Raw genomic sequence first — 21,773 nt, forward strand, 5'->3', positions numbered from 1 at the left:
TGCAATCGGGACACGCTCTTGCTGGCCCATGGCGGCAGGCTTGCAAAGCCCCGCCATTCGCTGTTCAAATCCGGCAATGAGAACAAATCTGCTCGAAACCATTGAAGCGCGCAGGGACGATCTGGTCGAACTGACCGCCGACCTGATCCGCTTCCCCACCATCAATCCACCCGGAGAAGCCTATCGCCCCTGCGCGGAGTACATCGCCGCGCGGTTGAAACGCCGGGGTTTTGAGACCGAGTTCATCCGCGCCGAAGGCACGCCCGGCGACACCGACCGTTATCCGCGCGTCAATGTCGTTGCCCGCTTCGACGGCCGTACGCCCGGCCCCTGCATCCACTTCAACTCGCATATCGATGTCGTGGAGGCCGGCGATGGCTGGACCGTCGATCCTTTCGCCGGCCTGGTGAAAGACGGCAGGGTCTATGGACGCGGTGCCTGCGACATGAAGGGCGGGCTCGCCGCCTCGATCATCGCGGTAGAAGCCTATCTCGACACCCACCCCGACTTCCCCGGCACCATCGAAATCTCAGGCACCGTGGACGAGGAATCCGGCGGCTTCGGCGGCGTCGCCCATCTGGCCAGGCTCGGCTATTTTTCGAAGCCGAAGGTCGATCACGTCATCATCCCCGAGCCGCTCAACAAGGATCGCATCTGCCTTGGCCATCGCGGCGTCTGGTGGGCGGAGATCGAGACCAAGGGCGAGATCGCGCACGGTTCGATGCCGTTCCTCGGCGACAACGCCGTGCGCCACATGGGCGCGGTGCTGCAAGCGTTCGAGGACGAGCTTTTTCCTGCCCTCGACACGAAGCGCACGACGATGCCCGTGGTGCCGGAAGGCGCGCGACGCTCGACCATGAACATCAACTCGATCCATGGCGGCCAGACGGACGATTTCCGACCCGGCCTGCCCTCGCCCAACGTGCCCGACTGGTGCCGCCTGACCATCGACAGGCGTTTTCTGCTGGAAGAGAAGATCGAGGAGGTGAAGCAGGAAGTAACCTCGATCCTGGACCGGTTGACGCGGGAGCGGCCAAAATTCCGATACGACATCCGCGATCTGATGGAAGTGCAGCCCACCATGACCGAGCGCGATGCGCCGGTGGTCAAGGCGGTGGCGCAAGGCATCATGGAAATCTTCGACCGCGAGCCGGAATATGTCATCTCGCCCGGCACTTACGACCAGAAACACATCGCCCGCATAGGCCACATCTACGATTGCATCGCCTACGGTCCCGGCATCCTCGACCTCGCCCATCGACCTGACGAATGGGTCGGCATCGACGACATGGTGCAATCGGCCAAGGTGATGGCCATCGGCCTCGACATTTTGTTGCGCGGCGGTCAGCACTGAGCAAGCGCGGTAGATTTCTGCTGCATTGCAAAAGAATCGTGACAAAGCGATTTACTCGCCCGCGTTTTCACGCTTCTATTCGCGCACTATCCAGATCGCCGGGAGATGATCGATGAAAATATGGAATGCCGTTCTCGCAGCTTCGGTTCTGGGGCTGATATCGAGTTCGCCGGCGATGGCGGCACGCACCGATCTGGTCCTGGGTGTCGTTCTGGAGCCTCCCCATCTCGACCCGACGGCCGGCGCTGCCGCGGCAATCGACGAAGTGCTTTACGCCAATGTTTTCGAAGGGCTGACCCGCATCGGCCAGAACGGCGAAGTGTTGCCGGACCTCGCCGAAAGCTGGACCGTTTCGGACGACGGCAAGACCTATACTTTCAAGCTGCATAGCGGCGTGAAATTCCATGATGGCACCGATTTCGACGCCAATGACGTGAAATTCTCGCTCGACCGCGCCCGTGCCGACAATTCCGTCAACGCCCAGAAAGGCCTGTTTGCGGCCATCGACACGGTCGAAGTCGTCGACCCGGCGACGGTCAAGGTCACGCTGAAGCAGCCGCAAGGTTCCTTCCTGTACAATATGGGTTGGGGCGACGCGGTGATCGTGGCGCCCGAATCGGCCGATACCAACAAGGAAAAGCCGATCGGCACCGGCCCGTTCAAGTTCCAGAACTGGGCCAAGGGCGCTTCGATCACACTCGTGAAATCGGACCATTACTGGGGCGATCCGGTAGCGCTGGACAAGGCAGAATTCCGCATCATCCCGGACGCCGCCGCACAGGTTACGGCGCTTCTATCCGGCGATGTGCAGGCCATCCCGTTCTTCCCGCCGGATGCCGCCGCCCAGGTCCAGGGAAACCCCGATCTGAAGGTGGCGATCGGTTCGACCGAAGGCGAGACGATCCTTGCGATGAACAACAAGAAGCCGCCCTTCGACAATCTCAAGGTCAGGCAGGCGGTTTCCTACGCGCTCGACCGCAAATCGATTATCGACGGCGCGTCGGGAGGACTTGGCGTGCCCATCGGCTCGCATATGGCGCCGTCCAACAAGGCCTATGTCGATCTGACAGGCGAGTATCCGCACGACCCGGCAAAGGCCCGGGAACTGCTGAAGGAAGCAGGCTTCGAAAACGGCATCAAGGCCACCTTGAAGCTGCCGCCCCCCGATTATGCCCGGCTTGGCGGCGAGATCGTCGCTTCGGAATTGCGCGAGGTCGGCATCGATCTGGAGATCATCCCGGTCGAATGGGCGCAATGGCTCGATCAGGTCTTCACCAAAAAGGACTACGATCTGACCATCGTTTCGCATACCGAGCCGAACGACATCGATATCTATTCGCGCAAGGATTACTACTTCAACTATGACAATCCGGCTTTCGACAAGGTAATTGCCGAGCTGAACCTGACGTCGGACGAGGCCAAGCGCGACGAGTTGCTGAAGCAGGCGCAGAAAATCCTGGCCGACGACGCGGTCGCCGGCTTCCTATTCGAACTGCCCAAGGTCGGCGTGTGGGATGCCCAGCTGCAAGGCCTGTGGGAAAACGCACCGATCCAGGCCAACGACCTCACCAAGGTAAAATGGACGGACTGAGCTGGGGCGTTTGAAGCTTGCGCCTCGTCGCGCCCCCCTCTGCCCTGCCGGGCATCTCCCCCGCAGGTGGGGAGATCAGCAGCTTTGACCTCTCGATTTTGCTTGCTGAATCGAAGGTTGGTAACGGCAGAGATGACAGCCTGATCTCCCCCCTTGCAGGGGAGATGTCCGGCAGGACAGAGGGGGGCAACGTAGAGCAGGTCGGCACGCAAACTCCCGTACCCCACCCATGACCACCTATTTCCTCCAGCGTCTCGCCATCGCCCTTGCCACGCTCATCCTCGCCTCGATGGTCGTCTTTGCCGTGCTGGAAATCATCCCCGGCGACCCGGCGCGCCTGATGCTGGGCATGAATGCCAGCGCCGACCAGGTGGAAATGCTGCGCAACCAGATGGGCCTCAACGCGCCCATCCTTGTTCGCTATCTGCACTGGGCAAGCGGCATGCTGACTCTCGATTTCGGAACGTCCTACACCTATTCCGTTCCCGTCATCGACCTTGTTGCCGAGCGCGCCGTCGTTTCGTTGCCGCTTGCACTCATTGCGCTTGCGCTTGCCGCGGCAATCGCCCTTCCGGTCGGCCTGTATTCGGCCAGCCGGCGCGGCCATGCCGGCGACACCGTCGCCATGGGGGCCGCCCAACTGGGTGTCGCCATTCCCAATTTCTGGTTCGCGCTGTTGCTGATCTATCTTTTCGCGGTCTGGCTCAGGCTGGTTCCGGCCGGCGGTTTTCCGGGCTGGAACGCCGGCATCTGGCCGGCCCTGAAAGCGCTGTTCCTGCCGGCAATCGCGCTCGCTTTGCCGCAAGCCGCAATTCTTGCGCGCGTCGCCCGCTCGGCTCTGATCGAGGTGCTGAACGAGGACTATATCCGCACCGCCCGCGCCAAGGGCATGCCGCGCCGGACCGTGCTTTGGCGGCACGCGCTGCGCAACGCGATGATCCCGGTGCTGACCATCATGGGCCTGCAATTCGCCTTCCTGCTTGCCGGCACCATCATCATCGAGAACGTCTTTTACCTGCCCGGCCTCGGCCGTCTGGTGTTCCAGGCGATAACCCAGCGCGACCTGATCGTGGTCGAGAGCGTCGTCATGCTGCTGGTCGCCACTGTCATCGCCGTCAATCTCTTGGTCGACCTTTCCTATGCGATCGTCGATCCGCGCCTGAGACGCCGGCAATGACGGAACCGACGCGACCGATCGAAGACAGTTGGGCCCGCCTTGTTGCAACGGCTTTTTCCAACCGCTCGTTCCTTGCGGGCTTTATCGTCACGCTGCTGGTGGCGGCGATGGCGCTCGTCTCGTTTCTGTGGACGCCCTACGACATCACCAAGCTAGTGATCGCCGACAAGACGCAGGCGCCCTCGCTCACCCATTGGTTCGGCACTGACCATTTTGGGCGAGACATCCTGTCGATGATCATGCTCGGCGCGCGCAATTCCATCGCGGTGGCGCTGGTCGCGGTCGGCATCGGCATGGGCGTCGGCGTGCCCCTCGGCCTGTGGGCGGCGGCACGCGGCGGCCTGCTGGACGAAGCGCTGATGCGCTTGAACGACCTCGTCTTCGCCTTCCCCGCCCTTCTTTCGGCGATCATGATTACCGCGATCTTCGGGCCAGGCGCGGTCAACGCCATCATTGCCATCGGCATCTTCAACATTCCGGTCTTTGCCCGCGTGGCGCGCGCCGGCGGTCTTGCCATCTGGCCGCGCGAATTCATTCTTGCCGCGCGTGCCGCCGGCAAGGGCAGCACTCAGATTACGCTGGAACATATCCTGCCCAACATCGCCACGCTGCTTCTGGTGCAAGGCACCATCCAGTTTGCGCTGGGCGTTCTTGCGGAAGCGGGCCTGTCCTATGTCGGACTAGGTGCGCAGCCGCCCATGTCGAGTTGGGGCCGCATGCTGTTTGAAGCGCAGACGCGAATGGTGGTCGCGCCGTGGATGGCGCTGTTTCCCGGAATGGCCATCGTCGTCACCGTGCTCGGCCTCAATCTTCTGGGCGATGGCCTCGCCGACATCCTCGACCCGAAATCGAGGCGGCAACGATGAGCCTGCTCGAAATCGAGAATCTTTCGCTCCACATCGGCGGCACGTCCATCCTGAAAGGCGTGGACCTTGCCATCGCACCCGGCGAGGTGATGGGGCTTGTCGGCGAATCGGGTTCCGGCAAATCGATGACCGCGCTGGCGGTGATGCAGCTTTTGCCGCAAGGCGCGCGCGCTGACGGCCGTGTCACCTTCGACGGCATCGATATTCTCAAGGCCACCGAAGACCGCATGTGCGCGTTGCGCGGCGACGATATCGGCATGGTGTTCCAGGAGCCGATGACGGCGCTGAACCCGGTCAAAACCATCGGCGAGCAGGTGGCCGAAGGCATCCGCTGGCACGCCAAGGTTTCCAGAGCCGAAGCCGACGACCGTGCACGCAAAATACTCGACCAGGTGGGCCTGCCGGCACAGAAATTTCCCTTGTCGCGTTATCCGCATGAGCTTTCCGGCGGCCAGCGCCAGCGTGTCGTCATCGCCATTGCCTGTGCGCTGAACCCGAAACTGCTGATCGCCGACGAGCCCACGACGGCACTCGACGTGGTGCTGCAGGCGCAGATCCTCGACCTGCTGCGCGAACTCGTTGCCGAAAATGGCATGGGCCTGCTGCTGATCTCGCACGACCTTGCCGTCGTCACCGAAATGGCTGACCGCATCACCATCCTGCGCCGTGGCGAGGTGATGGAAGCGGGCGAAACCGCGCGCGTTCTCTCGCAGCAGGTCCACCCCTACACAAGGCAGTTGGCGCAAGCCTCGATGCATGCGCCACAACGCGCCAGCGTCAGCGCCGCCAATACAGCAACGCCTCTCCTGCATGTCGAGAAAGTCAGCCAGACCTATCGCGGCGCCCACACGTCGCTGTTCCGGCGCGCCGCTCCCGTTCACGCCGTCAACGATGTCTCTTTCTCGATGATGCCCGGCCAGTCGGTTGCTCTGGTCGGGCGTTCCGGTTGTGGAAAATCCACGCTTGCGCGCATGATCCTGGCGCTGGACAAGCCAACCGCCGGCGAAATCCGCTTTCGCGGCGAGACGATCAGCAACCGGAGCGCGGCCGAACTGAAAGCGGCGCGCCGCGACATGCAGGTCGTATTCCAGGACCCTTACGGCTCCTTCGACCCGCGCCTGAAGGCGGAAAGGCTTGTGGCCGAGCCGCTTCATCTGCTGGAGCAAAAGCCGTCGCGCACGCAGCGTCGCGAGATGGTGGCGCACGCGCTGCATGAAGTCGGCCTCGCACCGGACGATATGGACAAATATGCACATGAATTTTCCGGCGGCCAGCGCCAGCGCCTGTCGATCGCGCGCGCCATCATCACACGACCGAAACTGGTGGTCGCAGACGAGCCGGTTTCGGCCCTCGACGTGTCGATCCGGGCGCAAATCCTCGACCTTTTTGCCGACCTCAACGGCAGGCTTGGCATCGCCTATCTGTTCATCACCCACGACCTGACAGTCGCCCGAGCCATTACCGAAGAGGTGATGGTGATGCACGAGGGCAGCATTGTCGAAAGCGGGAAAACCGCAGACGTGCTCGACAACCCGAAATCCGAAGCGGCGCGCGCTCTGGTCGCCGCCGCACCCGATCTTCGCCGCGCGCTTGCACGGAAGCTGCAGGAACAGGGCTGACCGCAAGAGCCGCATTGCCTAATCGGCACCGATGTGGTCGAACGCCAACTCCATCCCTGCCGTCTCATCTGAAGCCCCCAGCCGCCATGTTCGATCTCGCCACTGAAGCAGTCATAATGCTTGCGCTTGCTGGCTTTGCAGCCGGCTTCGTCGATTCCATCGCCGGCGGCGGCGGTTTGATCACCGTGCCGGCCCTGCTGCTGGCCGGCTTCTCGCCGGTCGCAGCACTTGGTACGAACAAGTTGCAGGGGCTGTTCGGCTCCGGTTCGGCCACGCTTGCCTACGCCGCGAAAGGCCATGTGGATTTGCGCCATCAATTGCCATCCGCCCTGATGGCTCTTGCCGGCGGGGTTTTAGGCGCGCTGGCGGCGACGGTGGTGCCGGCTGCGATCCTGAGCGCCGCTTTGCCCATCGTGCTGGTCGCCATTGCGCTCTACTTCGCCATCAAGCCCAATATGGGCGACATCGACCGGGCGCGGCGCTTGTCGCCTTTTCTCTTCGGCCTGATGATCGTGCCGGCAATCGGCTTTTATGACGGCATATTCGGTCCCGGCGCCGGCTCTTTCTATATGCTGGCCTTCGTGTCGCTTGCCGGCTACGGCGTCCTCAAGGCGACGGCCCATACCAAGCTTTTGAACTTCTCGTCCAATGTCGGCGGCTTTATCGTCTTCGCCTCGGTCGGCGTCGTCGCCTGGAAAATCGGCCTGCTGATGGGAGCCGCCCAGTTTCTTGGCGCGCGTCTCGGCGCGCATATGGCGATCAAAAACGGAGCGCGTCTTATCAAGCCGCTACTGGTGGTCGTATGCGTAGCGCTGGCCGCAAAACTGCTCGCCGATCCCGCCAACCCGCTCCGTTCGATGCTCGGCGTTTAAGCCAGAGAATACTATTCGGTCTTTTCGTCCAGCAGGCGGGAGACGAAGTCGAACAGGCCCGGTCGCCGGTCGCGGCGCAAGCGCTCGGCGCTGACGATGGAGCGGACTTCGCCGAAAGCGCGGTCGAGATCGTCGTTGACCACCACGAAATCATATTCCGTCCAGTGCTCGATTTCCGTCCGCGCATTCTTCAGGCGCGTCTCGATCACCGCCTCCTGGTCTTCGGCGCGGCGCTTGAGGCGTGCTTTCAATTCCTTCATCGAGGGCGGCAGGATGAAGATGGAGACAATGTCGCCCCGCATCTTCTCCTTCAACTGCTTGGCGCCCTGCCAGTCGATGTCGAACAGCATGTCGCGGCCCTCGGCCATCGCCTTCTCGGCGGCTTCGCGCGGGGTCGCGTAGAAATTGCCGTGGACCTCGGCCCACTCGAGCAATTCGTCGTTGTCGCGCAGCATCTCGAACTCGCGCGGCGTACGGAAATGATAGTGCATGCCGTCGATCTCGCTGCCGCGGCGCGGCCGGGTCGTCACGCTGACGGACAGTTCGAAGCTCTGGTCGCTCTCGATCAGGTTGCGCGCAATGGTCGACTTGCCGGCGCCGGATGGCGACGAAAGCACGAGCATCAAGCCCCGGCGGCGGATGCGGGAACCGGCGTCTTTGACCACCATGGGTTACTCCAGATTCTGGACCTGTTCGCGAAACTGATCCACGACCGCCTTCAGTTCCAGACCGATGGCCGTTATCGCGGCAGCATTCGACTTTGAACACAGCGTATTCGATTCACGGTTGAATTCCTGCGCCAGGAAATCGAGTTTCCGGCCAATGGCGCCTCCTCCCGCCAGAAGCGCCCGGCCCGACGCCACATGCGTCTTCAGCCGGTCGATCTCCTCGCGGATATCGGCCTTGGTCGCGAGGAACGCCGCTTCCGCATGCAGCCGGCCCTCGTCCAGGCTGGCCGAAGCGTCCAGCAGCAGCCGCACCTGTTCGGCGAGCTTTTCCCGGATCGCCGCCGGCTCGCGCGAAGGATCGGCTTCGGCCTTCAGCGTCAATGCCTCGATGGCGTCGATATGGCCGCAAAGCAGTGCCAGCAGCGCCTCGCCTTCGGTGCTCCGAGCCTCTTCCAGTCCTGAAAGCGCTTGGTCGAGCACGTGCGTTATGGCGGCGTCTATCGCGGCACGCGCCTCATCGGTTTCGGTCGCTTCGGGAATATCGAGCACCCCGCGCAGGGCCAGCAGCCCGTCGGCCGTGGGCGGCGCTACGCCGAACTGTTCCTCAAGACGCTTCGCCAGCCCGGCAATGTCTTTCAAAAAAGCTTCGTTGATGACCGGCTGCGCCTGCGCACCAGCGGCTCGGCCGACAGCAAGCGTCGCTTGAAAATTACCGCGTGAAAAACGCTTCTGCACCGCCTGACGAACCGCCGGCTCCAGCCGCTCGAAACCCTGCGGCAGCCGAAGGCGAACCTCGACGCTCTTGCCGTTGACGGATTTGACCTCCCAGGCCAGCGCCGTGCCTTCATGCTCGGTGGCGGCGCGTGCAAACCCGGTCATGCTCTGCAGTTTCATTGCACGCTGTCCGTGCCGGTCTCGTCGCCAGCCGGCTGTTGCGCGGCTTTCGCGGCCTCGTCGGCCTGCTTTTTCTGCAGCGCCCGGTAGCGGGCAACATTCTGGTTGTGCTCTTCCAGCGTTGCGGCAAAGACGTGGCCGCCGGTTCCGTCGGCAACGAAATAGAGGTCCTTGGTCTTGGAGGGGTTGGCCACGGCTTCCAGCGCCGCGCGCCCCGGATTGGCAATAGGTGTCGGCGGCAAGCCATTGATAGCGTAGGTATTGTAGGGCGTCGCCTTATCGATGTCCGATTGATAGATGGGTCGGTCCGCCGGCTTTCCCTTGCCGCCGAACAGACCGTAGATGATCGTCGGGTCCGATTGCAGCCGCATGCCCTTGGCAAGCCGGTTCAGGAATACCGCCGCCACGCGCGAGCGCTCGTCGCCCTTGCCGGTTTCCTTTTCGACGATCGACGCCAGGGTCACGAATTCATTCACATCGGCAATCGGCAAATCGGGCGAGCGCCGCGCCCACACGTCCTCGACCAGCTTTTTCTGGTCGGCCAGAAGCTTGTCGATCATTTGCTGGCGCGTGGCCCCGCGCGTGAAGCGCAGCGTGTCCGTGGCGAGGCTGCCTTCCGGCGGGATGGCTGACGGCATGTCGCCGGTCAGCGCGGCCTGATCGGCCACACGCTCCAATGCCTGCTCGACGGTAAGCCCTTCCGGAATGGTCAGCGAATAAAGCACCGACTTGCCGCTCTTGAGCAATTCCATGATGTCGCGCATCGAAGCGTGGGGTCGAATCTCGTATTCGCCGGCCTTCAAGGAACCATCATTGCCGTAGGCGCGCACGCCCAGCCGGAAAACACGGGCGTCGCTGATCAGATTGCGCCGCTCGAGTTGGTCGGCGATCGTCGCCACGCCTGTTGCCGGTTTCACAAGGAACGTGTCGCCCGTGGCAGACGGCCCCGGTTCCATGAATTCCTGCTTGCCGAAATATACCGCGACGCCAGCCGCCAGGATCACCAGCATCACCGCCGAAACGAGGAAATTCATGAACACCACGATTTGGCTGCGCGAGGCGCGCGAACGCTTCGGTGGTGGCGGCGGCGTCCCCGCCTCCGGGCGCAGAGCCTCGTTCGCGGTTTTGGGCACGATGGGACCGGCAGAAGCCGGCCGCTCGCCCAATTCCCCATTATTCGCCGGCGTGATGTTCATGGCGTCCTACAATTTGATCGAGCGACGAATCCCCTCCGGCACAGTAGAGGCGAATATGGCAAAAATGGCGGCAAGATGCGCTACCGGCAGCGGCAGCCGGCAAGCCGATCAACCATTATAACGCTGGAAAACGAGCGATGCGTTGGTCCCCCCGAACCCGAAAGAATTAGACAGCGCGACATCGATCTTGCGCTTGCGCGGCTTGTTCGGAACCAGATCAATCGCCGTCTCGCGCTCCGGATTGTCGAGATTGATGGTAGCCGGAGCGATGTTGTCGCGGATGGAAAGGATGGAGAAAATCGATTCGGCAGCGCCGGCAGCGCCCAGCAGATGCCCGATCGACGACTTGGTCGAGGACATCGACACGTTGGCGGCTGCATCGCCGACCAGCCTTTCGACGGCGCCGAGTTCGATCGTGTCAGCCATGGTCGAAGTGCCGTGTGCGTTGATGTAGTCGACATCGGCGGGTGCGAGGTTAGCGCGCTTCAGCGCAGCGGTCATGCAGCGGAACGCACCGTCGCCGTCCTCGGCAGGTGCCGTGATGTGATAGGCATCGCCGGTCAGGCCGTAGCCCGTCACTTCGGCATAAATGTTGGCGCCGCGCGCCTTGGCGTGTTCCAGTTCTTCGAGCACCACGACGCCGGCACCCTCGCCCATGACGAAACCGTCGCGGTCGCGGTCATAGGGCCGCGACGCTTTTTCCGGCGTATCGTTGCGTTCCGTGGACAGCGCCCGGCAGGCGGCAAAGCCCGCCAGCGAAAGCCGCGTTACCGGAGATTCCGCCCCGCCCGCCAGCATCACGTCCGCGTCGCCGAAGATGATCAGCCGGGCGGCGTCGCCGATCGCATGCGCGCCGGTGGAACACGCGGTGACGACGGCATGATTTGGGCCTTTCAGCCCATGCCGGATCGAAACCTGGCCGGAAACGAGATTGATGATATTGCCCGGAATGAAGAAAGGGCTGATACGGCGCGGCCCGCGCTCGTGCAGGATCAGCGCATTTTCCGCGATGCCTTCAAGGCCGCCGATACCCGAACCGATCATGACGCCGGTGGAGCAGCGCTCGACCTCGGTCGTCGGTTCCCACCCGGAATCCTTCAACGCTTCGTCGGCGGCCGCGATCCCGTACAGGATGAAGTCGCCGATCTTGCGCAATTCCTTGGGCTCAAGGAACGCCTCGGGATTGAACGTGCCGTCGCTGCCGTCACCACGAGGAATGACGTGGGCGATCTTGCATGCAAGATCGTCCACCCGAAACTCGGTCACGATTTTGGCAGCACTTCGGCCCGTCAGTAACTGCTTCCAGCTATGCTCGAAGCCCATTCCAAAAGGCGAAATCAGACCAAGGCCTGTGACGACGACACGCCTCATCGCAGGTCCTCCCGATAAATGCGGAAAGCTTTACGCCGAAGCCTTGTCGATGAACTTCACGGCATCGCCAACCGTCAGGATGGTCTCGGCCGCATCGTCCGGGATCTCGACGCCGAATTCTTCTTCGAAGGCCATGACGAGTTCGACCGTGTCGAGGCTGTCCGCGCCCAAATCGTCGATGAAGCTCGCCTGATCCGTCACCTTCTCGGCATCGACGCCGAGATGCTCGATAACGATCTTCTTGACGCGCTCTGCGGTGTCACTCATGTGGGCATCCTCGTCTTTTGTTTGTCTGTCTTCGTTAGCGGGCCGAATGCCGCTAATCAAGCTGAAAGATAATTCCTGCCCGAACGCAACGGACACGGTTCCTTGGCAGAACCGCTAGGGCAAGCGCCGAATACACGATTATCGGGAGAGGTCCAACGCCAAATGGCGGCTTTTCCCCATCCGTCAAATTCCCATGCGTCAGCTTCTCATGCGTCAGATCATCGCCATGCCGCCATTGACGTGCAGAGTCTGCCCGGTGACGTAGCCGGCCTCGTTCGAGGCCAGGTAGGCAACCGCCGATGCGACTTCGGCGCTGGTGCCCATGCGCCGCGTCGGAATAGCGGCCATAATCGCCTCTTTCTGCTTGTCGTTCAGCTTGTCGGTCATCGCCGATTCGATAAAGCCGGGCGCGACGCAGTTGACGGTGATGTTGCGGGTGGCGATCTCCTGCGCCAGCGATTTGGAAAAGCCGATCATGCCGGCCTTGGCGGCGCAATAATTCGTCTGGCCCGGATTGCCGGTGACGCCGACGACCGAGGTAATGTTGATGATGCGGCCGTGGCGGCGGCGCATCATCGGATGCGTCAGTTCGCGGGTAAGCCGGAAAACAGCCGTCAAATCCACTTCGAGGACCGAATCCCAATCGGCATCGGACATGCGCACGAACAGGCCGTCCTTGGTGATGCCGGCATTGTTGACGAGGATATCGACCCCTTCCAGATCGGCTTCCGCCTTCTGGCCGAGCGCCTTGACCGCGTCGCGGTCGGAAAGGTCCGCAGGGAAAAGCTTGACCCGCTCCCCCAGTTCGGACGCCAGCGCCTCGAGCTTCTCAACGCGCGTGCCATGCAGGCCGACGGTTGCGCCCTGCGCATGCAGGATCCGCGCGATCGCTTCGCCTATGCCGCCCGAAGCGCCGGTGACGAGAGCCTTGCGGCCGGTCAGGTCGAACATTCTCTTCTCCTCGAGAGCACACCCTTCACACGGGGCGAGGTCGAACTTATGCGGTCAGGCGAAAGCTGCCAACACCGCATCGATGTCGGCCGGCCCGTTGACCGCCCCGAGCGCAAGTTCGCGATTGATCCGCCGCGCCAGGCCGGACAAAACCTTGCCCGCGCCGACTTCATACAGCGTATCGACGCCATTGACGCCGAACCACTCCACCGTTTCGCGCCAGCGCACGCGTCCCGTCACCTGTTCGACCAACTGCCGGGCAATTTGCTCGGGGTCGCTGGACGGGGCTACCGACACATTGGCGACAACCGGCACGATGGGCGCGTTCTTCGTCACGCCGGCCAGCGCCTCGCGCATCACCTCGGCGGCGGGAGCCATCAGGGCGGAGTGGAACGGGGCCGACACTTGGAGCATCAGCGCGCGCTTGGCGCCCTTTTCCGTACACAGCCGGGCTGCCAGTTCGACCGCCGCCTTTGCTCCGGAAATCACCAATTGCCCGCCGCCATTGTCGTTGGCGATCTGGCAGACCGAGTCTTTTGCCGCTTCGGTACAGGCGGCTTCCACATCGGCCTGCTCAAGGCCGATGATCGCCGCCATGGCGCCCTCGCCGGCCGGCACCGCGGCCTGCATGGCATTGCCGCGAATGCGAAGCAGCCGCGCCGCGTCGGCCACGGACACGAAGCCGGCGGCAGCCAGCGCCGAATATTCGCCCAGCGAATGGCCGGCGACATAAGCCACCTTGTCCTTCAGCGCCAATCCGCGCGATTCGAGCGCCCGGATGGCCGCCAGCGAAACCGCCATCAGCGCCGGCTGCGCATTGGCTGTCAGCGTCAGCGTCTCTTCCGGCCCTTCCCAGATCAGCTTCGACAGATTTTCACCGAGCGCATCGTCGACTTCCTGAAATACGGCGCGCGCTACCGGAAAGGCGTCCGCAAGGTCCTTGCCCATGCCGACGGCCTGGCTGCCCTGCCCCGGAAACGTGAATGCTACGGCCATGCCCCTGTCCCCGTGTTCTCATGTTCAAGGTGCCTGTTGCGCAGAGACGCGGCACAAGTCAAGCCGCAAGGCCGTTCCGGCAGCCGCCAACCTTCCGGTTTCATGCACCTTTTCAGCGATCACTCATGATTAAAACCGCACACGATTTGTTTGCCGGCTCTTCCCATTTTGGACAAAGACTTTAGGTGATTGTGACAGTGCGATGACGTTTGGATGACGCCTTTACGTATCGGGGAGTGTTTGAGTTGGCAAAGAATATCGCAGGTACGGGCGCAACCGCGTCCAGCCATGCCAAAGATATCGACGCCATGTCACGTGGCGCAGGAGTCTGGTGCGCCGTGCGATACGGTCTCGCCTCGCTTGCGGCGTCCGCCGTCCTGGTTTTCACGATCGAACTCATATTCCGGGGCGATCTGGCCGGTACGGTCGGCTTTTTCCTGCAGCCCTTCAAGCCGGCCTGGACCACCATCATCGTATTCACCCTCGTCCTCATCGGGCTGGATGCCATTCTTGGCCGCAAATACCAGAGCCTTGTCGCCGTAGCCCCGCTTACCCTGGTTCTGGCCTTTATCGGTCATCAGAAGTCGCTCTATCTGGGCGACCCGCTCTACCCCACCGACTTCCTCTACGCCCGCCAGATCGTCGAACTGTTGCCGCTTCTGGTGCGCGAGCGGCCCTTGGCCGGCATTGCCATGGGTGTCGGCGTCGTCCTATTTCTTGCGCTGCTGGTATTTGCCTGGCGCTTGTGGCGCAGCCGGATGCCGGCACTGACGTACAAGGGGCGGATGGCGCGGCTCGTGCTTACCCTGCCGCTGCTCGCCTTCTTCGTCTCGATCATGGACTATGCGACGTTTTCCTGGACGCGCGACCGGCTCCAGATCATCCCGATGATGTGGGACCAGAAGGAAAATTACAATTCCAACGGTTTCGCGCTGGCCTTCGCGCTCAACGTGCCGATGGCGCATGTCTCGGCCCCGGCAGGCTATTCCGACAAGGCGCTTGCCGCGATCGCAAGGCCGGAGGCGGCAGCCTCCGTGCCTGCCGAAAAGCCCGACATCATCGTCGTCATGAGCGAATCCTTCTGGGATCCGACCAGCCTGCCCAACGTGACGATCACGCCCGATCCCATTCCCACGGTTCGGGCGCTGCGCGCCGGCTCGGTCTTTTCGCCCGAATTCGGCGGCATGACGGCCAACATCGAGTTCGAGGCGCTGACCGGCTTCTCCAATGCCTTCTTGCCGGCCGGCAGCATTCCCTACCAGCAATATGTGCGCGCGCCGATCCCGTCGATGGCGACCTTCCTCAAGAGCGAGGGCTATGCCACGCGCGCCATTCATCCCGGCACGAACTGGTTCTGGAACCGCACGCCCGTCTATGCCGACTTCGGCTTCGATAGTTTCGGGTCGGAAGAAAACCTGCCGCCGATGCAAAAACGCGGCCCCCTTGCCTCCGATGCCGCGATGACCGACGAGATCATCCGCGAGGCGGATGCGACCGACGATCCGTTCTTCTTCTTTGCGGTCAGCCTGCAAAATCACGGCCCCTACGAGCCGAATCGCTATCCCGATCCGAGCCATGACGTGCAGGCGCAGACGAGCGACTGGGCGCGCGCTTCGCTTCAAAGCTATGCCGAGGGCGCCGCCGACGCGGACCGCGGCCTGCAACGGCTTCTCGACTGGGCAAAAAAGCGCGAACGCCCGACCGTCATTGCCTTTTTCGGCGACCATCTGCCGCCGCTGGGGCCGGTTTACGTCGAGACAGGCTTCCTCAAAGACAATGTCGCGCCGCGCAAGGAGAAGCCCGACCTGATGCGCCAGCACCACGAGACGCCGCTGGTGCTGTGGTCGAACAAGACCGGCCCGGTGAAGGATGTGGGCGCCATCAGCCCGGCCTTCCTGCCGCTCCATGTTTTGAACACGGCCGGCATAACGCATCCCTACTATACGGGTTTCCTGGGCGCGCTGAACGAGCGCTACCACGTCATCGACCGCAACCTCCTGCTGTCGGCCCAGGGCGATGCGACGCCCGACTGGGCGCAGCAAAAGGAGATCGACCCGTCGATCCGCGATTTCCGCTTCCTGCAATACGACATCATGTTCGGCAAGCGTCGCACCGCGCCGGACTTCTTCCCGGAGACGGTCAACAAGTTGGTAGCGCATACAAGCTGAAAACGGCAGGCAGGCACATCCCTAGCGGGCTTGACTTTCCGGGCGTGTCCTTTATGTGTCGCGCCAAGTTTCCCGCGCCCGGACGTTTTGCCGTGCTCAAGCGGCGCGAACCTCACGACAAATGACGGACGAGTAACATGGCCAAAGCCGCAAATATCAAGATCAAGCTTCTGTCGACCGCCGACACCGGTTTCTTTTACGTGACCAGCAAGAACAGCCGCACCAAGACGGACAAGCTGTCGTTTCGCAAATACGATCCGGTCGCCAGGAAGCACGTCGAATTCAAGGAAACCAAGATCAAGTAATCTGGTTTTCTCGTTCGAGACAAAAGGCCGTCCATTGGGCGGCCTTTTTGTTTGTCCCGATCTGCCCGCACAAAAAGAAACCCCACCCCGATCGATTCGGAATGGGGCTCCATTTTCGGAGTAAAAGGGGGCCGGCCAACGGTTGGCAGCGGTACGAGGAGGCCACTATGTGCCAGCGTCGGCCGGCCGACCCCACGGACCCAGGAGATGCGGCGGACCTGAGCATCATGGGGTATGCTTTCAGGCGTCCAGCAATTCCCACGCGCCGGCGCCTGTCTGAACAGGACACTTGCGCAACCGCTAATGGAAATCAACGGTTTCTTAACTACGGCCATCGATTCGATGGGATTAAGGTAAATTCCTAACCCTATCCGAACACAGGAGAATTCGTCCCGGGCGCCGTCAGGCCCACAGGCTTGGCGATGCACGGCGTGGCTTTCATGGAGCATTTGAACCGGTGCAAAGCCCGGTTTTGAGTTCGAGCCGCGACTGTCGCCGGTCTCGACACCGATCAGGCTGCCTTGGCGACAACCCGGTTGCGGCCGCCGCTCTTGGCCTCGTAGAGCGCGAGGTCGGCGCGCTTCATCAGCGCTTCGACCGTGTCCGGCCCCTTCAGGATCGACGACACGCCGACGCTGACCGTGACCTCCACCGTCTTTCCATCATGGCCGATGGCAAAGGGCAGTTGCGCGATCTCGGCGCGGATGCGTTCGGCCACTTTCTCGGCCACTAAACCCTCGGTGTCGGGCATCACGACGACGAATTCCTCGCCGCCGAAGCGGCAGGCGAGATCGATGCCGCGCACGTTCTTGCGCAGCCGCCGGGCGAATTCGCGCAGCACGTCGTCACCGCCATCATGGCCGTGCGTGTCGTTGACGGACTTGAAGCGGTCCAGATCCGTTATCATGATCGACAAGGGACGCCGCCGCGTCATGGCGCGGTCGAACAGCGTCTGCAGATGGCTGTCCAGATAGCGGCGGTTGTGAAGGCCGGTCAGCCCGTCCGTCACCGCCATCTCGATGGTTTGCGTGACGCTGGCGCGCAATTGGTCGTTGTAGCGCTTGCGGCGGACCTGCGTGCGCAGCCTGGCCGTCAGTTCGTGCTGGTCGATAGGCCGGGTGAGATAGTCGTTGATACCGAGTTCGAGGCCGCGGATGATGCGCTGGTCCTCGCCCACATCGGCCAGCAGAATGATCGGCAGGAAGCGGGTGCGGTCCAGCGACCGTAGTTGAGAGCAAAGCCGGAGCGGATCGAACTCCGCGAATGCCGTCGACACGATGATGCAATCATACGGCGTTTCCGCCGCCTGGAAAAAGCCCACATGCGGGTCCGTGCAGACATCAATCTCCGCAATGGTGCGCAGCATTTTCTGAACGCGCTCGAACGAAGAGCGCCGCTCGTCGATCAAAAGCACTTTCGGAATGGTGTCCGCCGACGTGAAAGTCCGGCTCAGCAGTTCCTCGATGCCGATATCGCGCGTGGTCGAGGCACGCAGGCGCAACTCGTCGGTCAGCATTTTCAGCCGGACCAGGCTCTTGACCCGCGTCATCAGTTGCAAATCGTTGACAGGCTTTGTCAAAAAATCGTCTGCGCCTGCTTCAAGGCCACGCACCCGGTCCGAAACCTGGTCGAGCGCGGTAATCATCACCACGGGAATATGCGACGTGGCCGGATCGCTCTTGAGGCGCTTGCAGACCTCGAACCCATCCATGCCGGGCATCATGACGTCGAGCAGCACGACATCGACCTTGCCGTTCTCGCAGGTTTCGATGGCATCCGGCCCGTTGGAAGCGGTCAGCACCTCGAAATACTCCGACAGCAGCCGGGCTTCGAGCAGCCTCACATTGGCAGGAATATCATCCACGACAAGAATGCGGGCTGTCATGTCAACAATCTCCAGAGCGGCATCGCGCAGGCATCATGCGTCGCCCAGATAGGACTTGATGGTTTCGATAAAGCGCGGCACGGAGATCGGCTTGGAGATATAGGCCTCGCAGCCGCCCTGACGAATGCGCTCCTCGTCGCCTTTCATGGCAAAGGCGGTCACGGCGATGACCGGGATGACACGGAGTTCGTCGTCCTCCTTCAGCCATTTCGTCACCTCGAGCCCAGAGACCTCCGGAAGCTGAATGTCCATGAGAATGAGGTCGGGCTTGTGCAGGCGCGCCAGATCGAGCGCCTCGAGGCCGTTGCGCGTACGCACGGTTTCATACCCGCTGGCCTCTATGAGGTCGCGAAAGAGCTTCATGTTAAGCTCGTTGTCTTCGACGATCATAACCTTTTTTGGCATTATCTTCCCGTTCCGGCCCGCTACGTGTGGACCGCAGCCGCCATGAATTTCCTTCCAGAGCGGACCAAACCCGGTTGTAACCATACGTCAAGATGATTGACGAAACGGAAACCCCTATGGTCGAAAGCGGCGTATCGACAAATTGACGACAGACTTGGCTTGCCGCCCGCCGTGCTTGGCGCTACTCCGGGACCGAATTCGATGGCCTCTCCCAAAGGTAACAATGGCAAACACAACGTCAATGCGTGAAGAAGCCGAGGCGCTCGCCGTCAACGCGCTCGGATTTGTCGCGTCCGACCCGGAATTGCTGCCGCGCTTCCTGGCGATTACCGGCATCGAGGCCGGTTCGATAAGACAGGCAGCCCGCGAACCCGGCTTTCTGGCCGGCGTCCTGCAATTCATCCTCGCCCATGAGCCGACGCTGATGCGCTTCGCCGAGGAGACCGGCACCCCCCCAGCCGCCGTCGGCAAGGCGCTGCGCGCGCTGCCCACCGGCGACGACAACAACGAGTACTCGACATGAGCGACGATCCCGAGACAGCCCGCCAGATCGAGGAACTGGCGGCGGACGACCGCCCGCTGCTCGTGCTCGACGTCGATGACGTCGTGCTGGAGTTCATCCGCCCGTTTCCGCGGTTTCTTCAGGCCCGCGGCTTCTGCCTGACGATCAATTCGTTTCGCCTCACCGGCAACATCGCCGAACAGGAAAGCCGAAGGCTGATCGAGCAGAAAGAGGTAGGGGCCTTGCTCGACGAGTTTTTCGATGGGCAGGCCGAATGGCAAGACATAACGGATGGTGCCGCCGACGCATTGGCCAAGCTTGGCGAGCATGTCGAGATCGTGCTTTTGACGGCGATGTTCCACCGCCACCGCGCCACGCGCCGCGCCCATCTCGACGCCCTCGGCCTCAACTACCCCCTGCTGACCACCGAGATGGCCAAGGGACCGGCGGTCGCGAAACTGCGCGGCAGCAAGGGGCGGCCCGTCGCCTTTGTCGACGACCAGCCCTCAAACCTCATCTCGGCACGCCAGTCTGTCGAAGATGCGCACCTCTTCCACCTGATGGCGGACAATTCGCTGCGCCAGTTCCTGCCGCCGCTTCCCGACGACATCGTTTCCGTCCACGACTGGCGCGAGGCCGCACCCAAGATCGCGCAGGCGCTCGGCGTCTGAGTCGTCAAAGCACCAGCCGCATCAGCGGCCGGCCTGCCTTGCGCTCCACCATCCGCTCGAAGCCGGCCCGTTCAAACACCCGCGAGGAGCCGACGAACAAGCCGATCGAGCGCGAATCCCTGGATAAATCCATGGGGCAGGCCTCGACAAATCGCGCGCCATTTTCGCGCGCGAATGCGACGCCGCCCTCGACCAGGCGATGCGTCAACCCCTTGCCCCGCGCCTTCGAGCGGATGAAAAAGCACGAAATCGCCCACACGGCCGGATCCAGCGCCTCGGCTGCATCGAGAGGTGCTGAACCCCTGCCCGCATTGTTCCATTCGGGCACGTCCGCGCGCGGGCCGATCTGCATCCATCCGACGGCATTCTCGTCGTCGAAGGCAAGCAGGCCGGGCGGCGGGCCGGATTCGATACGCGCCTTGATGTGGTCCCTGTTGCGCTGACGATCATTTTCGCGGCGCACCGCCGGAGGCAGCCTGAAATGCGTGCACCAGCAGCCATAGCAAGCCCCCTGCTTGCCGAACAAATCCTCGAAATCGGGCCATAGCCCGCCCGTCACCGGCGCGATCGTTATGGTCACAGGTTCCTCCTGCCCCGCCTTGTCGCCCGACACGAACTAACGTAGGATTGCCATCGTTCTCTTTATGTTCGCAGATTATGGCCGCGCCTGTCAACGCTCCCGATCACGGTTTTTGCCGCGACTGCCTGACCCTTCAGCGCGGCGTGGTCGGGCGTTGCGACCGGTGCGGCAGCCCGCGTCTGACAAGGCACCCCGAACTTTACCGGTTGCACATCGCCCATATCGACTGCGACGCCTTTTATGCCGCCGTGGAAAAGCGCGACAACCCGGCGCTGAAGGACAAGCCCGTCATCATCGGCGGCGGCAAGCGCGGCGTGGTTTCGACCGCCTGCTATATCGCCCGCATCCAGGGCGTGCGTTCGGCCATGCCGATGTTCAAGGCGCTCGAAGCCTGCCCGGAAGCCATCGTCATCAAGCCGGACATGGAAAAATACGTCCGTGTCGGGCGCGAAGTGCGCGCCATGATGCAGGCGCTGACCCCACTGGTCGAGCCGATCTCCATCGACGAAGCCTTCCTGGACCTAGCCGGCACCGAGCGGTTGCATGGCCTGCCGCCGGCGCTGGTGCTGGCCCGCTTCGTGATCGCCGTGGAGAAGGAAATCGGCATCACCGTGTCGGCCGGCCTTTCCTATTGCAAATTCCTGGCCAAGATCGCGTCGGATTTTCGCAAGCCGCGCGGCTTTTCCGTCATTGGCGAAGCCGAAGCGGTGGGCTTTCTGGCGGAACAGCCGGTGACCATGATCTGGGGCGTGGGCAAAGCATTTTCCGCCACGCTCGAACGCGATGGCATCCGCAGCATCGGCCAATTGCAGCGCATGGAGCGTAGCGATCTGCTGCGGTGCTACGGTACGATGGGCGAGCGGCTTTATAGCCTGTCACGCGGCCAGGACAATCGCCGCGTCATTTCCGAGCGCGATTCCAAAAGCGTCTCGGCCGAAACCACGTTCGACACCGATCTGGCCAGCGCGGATGACCTCGTGCCTGTGCTGCGGGCGCTCTCGGAAAAGGTCTCGGCCCGGTTGAAGAAAGCCGGCCTCGCCGGGCGCACTGTCGTGCTGAAACTGAAAACGCAGGATTTCAAGACGCGCACCCGTAATCGCCAACTGGACGATCCCACCCGCCTTGCGGATCGCATTTTCCAGACCGGCCTGCACCTGATGGGCAAGGAACTCGACGGGACCAAGTACCGTCTCCTCGGCATCGGCGTCAGCGACCTGTCGGACTCCGAAAAAGCCGATCCGCCCGATCTGGTCGACGTGCAGGCGCGCAAGCGGGCCATGGCCGAAGGCGCGATCGACGTGCTGCGGGGCAAGTTCGGCGGCAAGGCGGTGGAAACCGGCTATACGTTCGGCAAGGGCCATCGCGGCCGCCCTTCCCGCCCCGACGAAGAGGATGGCCCCGAAATCCAGCATCCCTGGGAGCGGAACTAGGCCCT

The 21,773-nt window shown here is 62.5% G+C and carries 22 protein-coding genes; 12 read left to right on the top strand and 10 right to left on the bottom strand.

All coding sequences use genetic code 11. The features are described from left to right. The first annotated feature begins 76 nt into the window (after positions 1-76). From ACX3P1_RS05145 to ACX3P1_RS05170, 6 genes are all read left to right on the top strand, one after another. Positions 77-1,354 carry an acetylornithine deacetylase/succinyl-diaminopimelate desuccinylase family protein gene (locus ACX3P1_RS05145; RefSeq protein ID WP_459078476.1) on the top strand — a complete coding sequence of 426 codons (1,278 nt, stop codon included), beginning with the start codon at positions 77-79 and terminating at the stop codon, positions 1,352-1,354. A 112-nt stretch (positions 1,355-1,466) separates the two neighbouring features. Then, positions 1,467-2,945 (top strand): ABC transporter substrate-binding protein, encoded by a 1,479-nt coding sequence (locus tag ACX3P1_RS05150; protein ID WP_459078477.1) that lies wholly within the window; start codon positions 1,467-1,469, stop codon positions 2,943-2,945. Positions 2,946-3,174: 229 nt separating this feature from the next. Then, positions 3,175-4,122 (top strand): ABC transporter permease, encoded by a 948-nt coding sequence (locus tag ACX3P1_RS05155; RefSeq protein WP_459078478.1) that lies wholly within the window; start codon positions 3,175-3,177, stop codon positions 4,120-4,122. Then, positions 4,119-4,988: an ABC transporter permease gene (locus tag ACX3P1_RS05160; RefSeq protein ID WP_459078479.1), complete on the top strand. Its 870-nt coding sequence runs from the start codon at positions 4,119-4,121 to the stop codon at positions 4,986-4,988. The genes ACX3P1_RS05155 and ACX3P1_RS05160 overlap by 4 nt, the downstream gene beginning before the upstream one ends. Beyond that, entirely contained in the window at positions 4,985-6,607 is a 1,623-nt protein-coding gene (locus ACX3P1_RS05165) for an ABC transporter ATP-binding protein (protein ID WP_459078480.1), read from the top strand. Before ACX3P1_RS05160 ends, ACX3P1_RS05165 begins: the two co-directional genes overlap by 4 nt. An 86-nt stretch (positions 6,608-6,693) precedes the next feature. Then, positions 6,694-7,479: a TSUP family transporter gene (locus ACX3P1_RS05170; RefSeq protein ID WP_459078481.1), complete on the top strand. Its 786-nt coding sequence runs from the start codon at positions 6,694-6,696 to the stop codon at positions 7,477-7,479. A gap of 11 nt (positions 7,480-7,490) precedes the next feature. Here ACX3P1_RS05170 and gmk read toward each other — a convergent pair whose 3' ends face one another. Genes gmk through mltG form a run of 3 tightly spaced genes read right to left on the bottom strand, consistent with a single transcriptional unit; the run spans position 7,491 to position 10,075 of the window. Further along, positions 7,491-8,147, bottom strand: coding sequence for a guanylate kinase (gene gmk / locus ACX3P1_RS05175; RefSeq protein ID WP_459078482.1), 657 nt, complete (start codon positions 8,145-8,147; stop codon positions 7,491-7,493). Between the two features lie 3 nt (positions 8,148-8,150). Beyond that, the gene (locus ACX3P1_RS05180) at positions 8,151-9,041 is read right to left on the bottom strand and encodes a YicC/YloC family endoribonuclease (RefSeq protein ID WP_459078483.1); all 891 of its coding nucleotides are present in this window, start codon (positions 9,039-9,041) and stop codon (positions 8,151-8,153) included. After that, positions 9,038-10,075, bottom strand: a complete 1,038-nt coding sequence (gene mltG / locus ACX3P1_RS05185; RefSeq protein WP_459078484.1) for an endolytic transglycosylase MltG — start codon at positions 10,073-10,075, stop codon at positions 9,038-9,040. The genes ACX3P1_RS05180 and mltG overlap by 4 nt, the downstream gene beginning before the upstream one ends. On the opposite strand from mltG, the gene ACX3P1_RS05190 reads away from it, so the two are divergent. Beyond that, positions 10,074-10,358 (top strand): hypothetical protein, encoded by a 285-nt coding sequence (locus ACX3P1_RS05190; protein ID WP_459078485.1) that lies wholly within the window; start codon positions 10,074-10,076, stop codon positions 10,356-10,358. The two genes, mltG and ACX3P1_RS05190, sit on opposite strands and share 2 nt — an antisense overlap. Here ACX3P1_RS05190 and fabF read toward each other — a convergent pair. The 4 genes from fabF to fabD all read right to left on the bottom strand — a co-directional run bounded on the left by fabF (position 10,346) and on the right by fabD (position 13,822). After that, positions 10,346-11,608: a beta-ketoacyl-ACP synthase II gene (gene fabF, locus ACX3P1_RS05195; RefSeq protein WP_459078486.1), complete on the bottom strand. Its 1,263-nt coding sequence runs from the start codon at positions 11,606-11,608 to the stop codon at positions 10,346-10,348. The genes ACX3P1_RS05190 and fabF overlap by 13 nt on opposite strands. Positions 11,609-11,638: 30 nt before the next feature. Continuing rightward, complete coding sequence (locus ACX3P1_RS05200; protein WP_378222279.1) at positions 11,639-11,875, bottom strand: acyl carrier protein; 237 nt, start codon at positions 11,873-11,875, stop codon at positions 11,639-11,641. 213 nt (positions 11,876-12,088) lie between these two features. Next, positions 12,089-12,826, bottom strand: a complete 738-nt coding sequence (fabG, locus tag ACX3P1_RS05205) for a 3-oxoacyl-[acyl-carrier-protein] reductase (RefSeq protein ID WP_459078487.1) — start codon at positions 12,824-12,826, stop codon at positions 12,089-12,091. A 54-nt stretch (positions 12,827-12,880) separates the two neighbouring features. Further along, positions 12,881-13,822, bottom strand: a complete 942-nt coding sequence (gene fabD, locus ACX3P1_RS05210; protein ID WP_459078488.1) for an ACP S-malonyltransferase — start codon at positions 13,820-13,822, stop codon at positions 12,881-12,883. Between the two features lie 308 nt (positions 13,823-14,130). Between fabD and ACX3P1_RS05215 the strand changes: the two genes are divergently transcribed. Further along, positions 14,131-15,990 (top strand): LTA synthase family protein, encoded by a 1,860-nt coding sequence (locus tag ACX3P1_RS05215; protein ID WP_459078565.1) that lies wholly within the window; start codon positions 14,131-14,133, stop codon positions 15,988-15,990. Positions 15,991-16,127: 137 nt separating this feature from the next. Further along, positions 16,128-16,295 (top strand): 50S ribosomal protein L33, encoded by a 168-nt coding sequence (gene rpmG / locus ACX3P1_RS05220; RefSeq protein ID WP_080919382.1) that lies wholly within the window; start codon positions 16,128-16,130, stop codon positions 16,293-16,295. Between the two features lie 511 nt (positions 16,296-16,806). Here rpmG and ACX3P1_RS05225 read toward each other — a convergent pair. Continuing rightward, entirely contained in the window at positions 16,807-18,180 is a 1,374-nt protein-coding gene (locus tag ACX3P1_RS05225) for a PleD family two-component system response regulator (RefSeq protein ID WP_459078489.1), read from the bottom strand. Positions 18,181-18,213: 33 nt separating this feature from the next. After that, complete coding sequence (locus tag ACX3P1_RS05230) at positions 18,214-18,570, bottom strand: response regulator (protein ID WP_459078566.1); 357 nt, start codon at positions 18,568-18,570, stop codon at positions 18,214-18,216. Between the two features lie 238 nt (positions 18,571-18,808). Here ACX3P1_RS05230 and ACX3P1_RS05235 point away from each other — a divergent pair, with 238 nt between their 5' ends. Together ACX3P1_RS05235 and ACX3P1_RS05240 are read left to right on the top strand one after the other, a co-directional pair. Further along, positions 18,809-19,108: a DUF3572 domain-containing protein gene (locus ACX3P1_RS05235; RefSeq protein ID WP_459078490.1), complete on the top strand. Its 300-nt coding sequence runs from the start codon at positions 18,809-18,811 to the stop codon at positions 19,106-19,108. After that, the gene (locus ACX3P1_RS05240) at positions 19,105-19,758 is read left to right on the top strand and encodes a hypothetical protein (protein WP_459078491.1); all 654 of its coding nucleotides are present in this window, start codon (positions 19,105-19,107) and stop codon (positions 19,756-19,758) included. Before ACX3P1_RS05235 ends, ACX3P1_RS05240 begins: the two co-directional genes overlap by 4 nt. A gap of 4 nt (positions 19,759-19,762) precedes the next feature. On the opposite strand, the gene ACX3P1_RS05245 is transcribed toward ACX3P1_RS05240, so the two are convergent. Continuing rightward, positions 19,763-20,338 (bottom strand): GNAT family N-acetyltransferase, encoded by a 576-nt coding sequence (locus tag ACX3P1_RS05245; protein WP_459078492.1) that lies wholly within the window; start codon positions 20,336-20,338, stop codon positions 19,763-19,765. 77 nt (positions 20,339-20,415) lie between these two features. Between ACX3P1_RS05245 and ACX3P1_RS05250 the strand changes: the two genes are divergently transcribed. Further along, on the top strand, positions 20,416-21,768 hold the full coding sequence (locus ACX3P1_RS05250; RefSeq protein WP_459078493.1) for a DNA polymerase IV: 1,353 nt from the start codon (positions 20,416-20,418) through the stop codon (positions 21,766-21,768). The last annotated feature ends 5 nt before the right edge of the window (positions 21,769-21,773 follow it).

The organism is Mesorhizobium sp. A623, from assembly GCF_054489405.1.